Consider the following 5,640-nt stretch of genomic DNA (forward strand, 5'->3'; position numbering starts at 1 on the left):
AAGATCACATAGATGATATTCGTGAGTCAAGTGATGGTGGTATGGGGCATGCAGGTGAGTTTGAAACGTCCTTAATGCTTTATTTATCCTCATTCAATATTTCAAAGGATGACTATATAGATGAACCAGTGTCTGTAGATAAAGGTTTGAGTTCAGACTTGTATGCCGCTAATACCTTCGATCGGTATCGTTTCTTTGATGACTTTACAGATAGTGGAGTTGTTGGGACCCCTTCTTTCGCTTCAAAAGAAAAAGGGGAGATAATAATGAAAATGCTTAATCAGGAATACGAAAAAATTGTAGTTAATCATTTTGGGGGTGAATCTCATAGCACATTCAGTTGAAGGGATTATGACACCAATTATTACACCTATCAACGAAAGTTATGAAGTTGATTATAGCCAGTTTGCTCAATTGATTGATTTCCTTGTAGATGAGGGAGTACATGGCATTTTGTTTCTGGGAAGTATTGGTGAGTTTTCCCAATTAAGTATTACTCAAAAACAAGAGATCATAACGTTTGCTGTCAATCATGTTGGAGGTCGTGTTCCGATATTTTTTGGTACATCAAGCAACAACCTACAAGAATCAATTTATTTGTCAAAGTTTGTAGAACAACATGATGGTGACGGCATCGTATTGATTAATCCATATTATTGGAGTTTTACTGAAGAAGAACTTCATGGTTACTTTTCAAAAATCATATCTTCTGTTTCAATTCCTACTCTATTGTATAACTTTCCAGAACGAACGGGTCAAGAACTTCCAATTTCACTAATCATACGTCTAGTACAAGAATTTGATCACGTAGTAGGTATTAAAGAAACTGTTGATTCTATTGGTCGGATTAAAAGTGTTATAGAAAATGTAAAAGCCATTAATCCACACTTTTCGGTTTTTGCTGGTTTTGATGATCATTATCTTAACACGCTCTTATTAGGTGGAGCAGGAGGGATTATTGGTACAAGCAACTTTGAGCCACGAGCATTTGTTAATCTATTTGAAAGGTTCAAGGAAGGGGAAGTTGGCGAGGCACATTCGGAACAGGAATACATTACCAAATTAACGCGAGTATATAATCTTGGCTATTCAATACCATCAATTATTAAATCATGTTTAATAGCAAAAGGGTTCTATCTAAGTGAATATTCGTTAGCTCCCTTTTCACCTGTTGATGAGAAAACAGCAATGAAGATTAAGTACATTTTAAATGATAATGCTTATGGTTAGAAATGTGGTGGAATCATGAAGGTAATTTATGTGTTACTGTTTTTTATCATGATGTTTTGGGGCTTTAATGTTTCTGCTATTCATACACTTGTTAACCATATTGACCCTGTTATTTTAACAGCAGTTAGAATTATGACTGCTGGTGTTACGGTTTTAATTATTACGAAATTGTTGAATGTCTTTAGACTTCCCAAACGTTCAGAGTTATGGATTATATTATACGTAGCACTATTCAATGTAGTTGCTCACCATATGTTTGTAGCAATTGGGTTAACTTATACTTCGGGTATCAATACAGGAATTATCTTAGGTTTTGGCCCTATTTTAACGATGGTAATGTCAGTAATGATTTTATATCGAAAAATGACTCATTTAAAAGTAACTGGATTTTTAGTTGGTTTTTTAGGTGTTATTTTTACGACAACATTAGGCAGTGGGTCTAATTTTGATTTTGTATTAGGAGATATCATTGTATTTTTAAGTGTGGCTACACAAGCATACAGTTTTATACTGATAAGTAAGGTGCAACCTGAGTTTGATCCACGATTATTAACAGGTTATATGATGGTAATTGGGGCATCTGCTATGCTTATTATAAGTTTCTTTTTAGGAGATGACATCACCCAATTAAAACAGTTGTTTGATCCGCTATTGTTATTAATCTTCTTATATAGTGCAGTCATCTGTACTGCTTTTGGACACATGACATATAATTTAGCTATTAAGCGTGTAGGGGCAGCGGAGTCTGCAATTTTTATAAACCTTAACACTTTTTTCGCGGTAGTTGGTGCAGCGATTTTCTTAGGAGAAACAATTGCTTATTATCATTTTATAGGTTTTCTTTTAATTCTATTAGGTGTATTTTTAGGAACAGGTGCCATAGATGAATTATTAATGCGAAAGCAAAAGGATGTAAATAATAGCGCATAAATCCAATTAAAGTGGCTTTTTTATTAATTTATTGATCCGATTTATAAAATTAACACAATATATAGTGCAATATTTTTAAGTACTTCTGAATTGTTCACATTTTGTTCACAATTATTTTCAGAAAAGCACTTTACTTTTTCTGAAAAATTTGTAAAATATAATTGTACTTTGTAGGAATAAGGTGGTGGTTATAAAGAACTAATAAGTAATCGCAGCTTTTTTTCAACAAATTATAGTGGAGGTGAGAAGGTAGCTTTTTGGAAACTGTAAAAGACAAAACAGAAGAGATTGAGAAAATGAAATCTGAGTTTATTCACGCTTACTATCAATTTAGTAAGGAGCGGCGGAAAGAAGATCTTGAACGGATGCTCGGACTTCATTGGAAGATCTTTAAACTAAGTGGAGGCAAAGTTCCTCTAAGTATGTTTAAGTTTATACAAGTCCTTAAAGAAGACTTTCGAATTGAACGGATCAGTAAAAGAAATGAAAAATAACTCTCAAATTATTAAACAGTGGGAATTAATGGAGCCCACTTTCCCCAAAAAATAAAAATTATGGACAGTTCAGACGTTCCACCGTTTTATTTCATAATAAAACGGTGGTATTTTATTTTATAGATTCCATATTAATGGAAGTTATTGTACCATATGATAATAGGTGTTTATTAATACATAGTTTGATTAATTGGGTTGAAATTTAAGGAGATGAATGATGAAGAAGTTAGTGTCTTGGTTGGCTGTCCTCATGTGGATGGGGCTTATTTTTTATTTCTCACACCAGCCTGGGGAAGAGTCGAGCGAGTTAAGTGGAAGTGTCGTCGATCTCGTTTTATCGTTTGTACCGTTTATAGATGCGGACACAGATTGGGTTCATTTCCTCATTCGAAAAGGGGCGCACTTTTTTATATACTTTGTACTTGGGATTCTCGTCATAAATGCATTAAGAGTAAGTGGCGTGGAGCTTAAGCGAAGTGCTTGGGTGACGATTGTCGTTTGCTTTTTATATGCGATCTCAGATGAAGTCCATCAATTATACATACCAGGAAGGTCTGGAGAAGTGAGTGACGTTGTTTTAGATACAGTTGGTGCGAGTTTCGGTGTTTTATTATATATTGTGTTTAAACGTTTATTACATAAAGGAGAATGGTTGTAGGCAAGTGTATAAAGCTTGATGGATCGTTGAAGAATTATCGACGTCTAATGGGAGTGATGATCCGTTTATCGTGTCATCACTTTATTTTATAGAGATGACACTTCTCTTATAATCTATTACAATAGTTTATAAGGAAAATATGTTAGGGTTGGTATTTATATGTATCAAAGTTATTTGTACGGATTAATTAAAGCACCTAACGAACAACTATATCGAATTGAAAAACAGGAAGTCATTCGTGGTCAATGGAAAGTTCAGTTATCGTTAATTGTTTTAACGGTTGCTGTATATATTTTAATGGCGTCTTTTGGAATGGGGACGAATTATTTAACTTATTACATAATTGAAATGACAGAAGCGCAGTTTTTCACCGCGCAAGTTTGGTTTGTGATGGGTCGAGTAGCTTATGCCATTCTTTTTGCACTCGTCATGCTCTATTTAATTAGCTATTATTTTCATTTGCTTACGAAAATACCGTATAAGAAAGCCCTTTTATTACAACAAGTTGTTTTATTAGCGTTAATTATTGAGCGGTTACTTTGGGTACCTTTATTTACGCTGTATGGACTAGATTGGAATGGATCACCTTTATCATTAGGTGTTATCGCGTCATATTTGACTGAGCGGGATTGGTTAATTGCTTTTTTCGGATCGATTTCGGTCATTCAAGTGTGGATCGTTTATTTTCAAATTAGATACTTACATAGTTTATCAACACTTAGCCGGGGCAAAGTGTGGACTATTGTTCTTAGCCTTAACATCTTCTTATGGAGTATGGTCTCATTGATGACATATCTGAACAGCACACAGTTAGAAGGGTGGCTGTTATGATGAGTAAAAAACGATTACTAACCTTTATCGGGCTGTTCATTGTTACGAACGTCTGTTTAATCTTTTTTGATCAACATGAGAATGTCGAGCGTGTTTCTAACATATCTGATTGGACGACGGTTGATCTAAGAGATATGGAAGAAGTGCTTGGGCAAAAGGGTATGGTGACGGGTGAGAAGCATCATGTTTATTTTGACCAAAGTCGTGGTGAGTTCAGTGAGATGCTCGTACAAGATAGTATGGAAGTATCAACAGGTGACCCGCTATATACGTATAATGTGAGTGATTACACACAAGAATCTAATAGGTTGAATCAAGAGGTTGCTAGGTTAACAGACGAGATTAATAGTATTGAAATGCTAATTACGCAGCTCGAAAACTACCCTATTGAAGAGACGAGCTATGATACGTCGGTGTTCATAGAAGATGATGAAGTGTCAGTTGATATTAGCCATGTTGAAAATATCGAAACTGAATTCCAGAAAGTTCAATTCATAATGGAGATGGAACATGAGGTATCGATTCGACAGGCGAATCTGGACAGTGTAGAAGCGCAGTTAAGTGAACTTGAATCAACAGGCGAAACGGTTACAGTAACAAGTCCTTATGATGGCATCGTCCATAGTGTATCAGCTGAATTGGATGATCCACTTATAACGATTTTAAATCGAGAGTGGTATGTAGAAGCGGCTTTGTCTGAATCAGAGCAGAAGCAAGTTGAAGAAGGTATGGAAGTGCGTATGAATGGAGAAGAGAACGGAGAAGTAAGTCACGTATCACCCGTTGCAAGTGAACTCGACTTAAATAAACCTAGCCAATACACGATGAACGTTCAGTTTGAAGATGAAGGTGAACTCATTCCGGGGGAGAAGGTTCATTTTGACGTTATTTTAGAAAAGTCTGAGGCTACAAGTGTTATAAGAGAAGAGCATTTAGTAGGTGAGAGCGGCCTTTGGGCCATGACGGATACAGGAAAGCTTCATTATTTAGACGTGTCTACTGGAATTCAGATGGAGCATTGGTTAGAAGTTGAAGATATTCCAGAGGGGACTCATATTTCAACTTCACCTAAAGAACGTTTCCACGATGGTACAGAGGTGACAACACGATTGAATTTAAGTGAGGTTTCTTGGTTTGAGTTATTAGATGTGGCAAAACGTGAGCCAGTTATTAAAGGCATGCTGTTTAGGTAGCTCGGTGTATAGACAGCTATTGGTTTCGTAGCACCTCTTAAATAGGTATAAAGCATTAGTGAATTAAATTAGTTATGTTAATTAAGACAAGGAATATAGGTGAGAAATGCTGCTGTTATATGAACAGTAAAAAGAATGGGGAACCAGGAACAACCTAATTTTTTGTCGAAAAACGTCAAAAGATTTTTTGTGTATAATCATGGAAATTGTTGATTTATAATGCCTATTTTTGTTAATATATACTTAGTATAATTGGTATAGGGACTTAGGCTTAGACTTAAGTTTACCAATGTACACTGGGGTG

At 35.4% G+C, this 5,640-nt stretch carries 7 protein-coding genes; all 7 read left to right on the forward strand.

The features are described 5' to 3' along the window. Positions 1-344, forward strand: a 344-nt coding sequence (locus A194_RS18630; protein WP_017187470.1) for a creatininase family protein, incomplete at its 5' end; no start/stop codon positions are given. Next, a complete protein-coding gene (locus A194_RS0114180) occupies positions 319-1,230 on the forward strand; it encodes a dihydrodipicolinate synthase family protein (RefSeq protein WP_157783068.1) in 912 nt (303 codons plus the stop codon). The genes A194_RS18630 and A194_RS0114180, both read left to right, overlap by 26 nt. Positions 1,231-1,245: 15 nt before the next feature. Beyond that, on the forward strand, positions 1,246-2,160 hold the full coding sequence (locus A194_RS0114185) for a DMT family transporter (protein WP_017187472.1): 915 nt from the start codon (positions 1,246-1,248) through the stop codon (positions 2,158-2,160). Between the two features lie 257 nt (positions 2,161-2,417). After that, entirely contained in the window at positions 2,418-2,654 is a 237-nt protein-coding gene (locus A194_RS0114190; RefSeq protein WP_017187473.1) for a hypothetical protein, read from the forward strand. A gap of 217 nt (positions 2,655-2,871) precedes the next feature. Further along, complete coding sequence (locus A194_RS0114195) at positions 2,872-3,312, forward strand: VanZ family protein (protein WP_017187474.1); 441 nt, start codon at positions 2,872-2,874, stop codon at positions 3,310-3,312. 159 nt (positions 3,313-3,471) lie between these two features. Beyond that, positions 3,472-4,143 (forward strand): hypothetical protein, encoded by a 672-nt coding sequence (locus tag A194_RS20370; RefSeq protein ID WP_017187475.1) that lies wholly within the window; start codon positions 3,472-3,474, stop codon positions 4,141-4,143. Continuing rightward, positions 4,143-5,336, forward strand: coding sequence for an efflux RND transporter periplasmic adaptor subunit (locus A194_RS0114205; RefSeq protein ID WP_017187476.1), 1,194 nt, complete (start codon positions 4,143-4,145; stop codon positions 5,334-5,336). Before A194_RS20370 ends, A194_RS0114205 begins: the two co-directional genes overlap by 1 nt. The last annotated feature ends 304 nt before the right edge of the window (positions 5,337-5,640 follow it).

The sequence above is a fragment of the Alkalibacillus haloalkaliphilus C5 genome (assembly GCF_000269905.1).
Lineage (GTDB): Bacteria > Bacillota > Bacilli > Bacillales > Alkalibacillaceae > Alkalibacillus > Alkalibacillus haloalkaliphilus_A.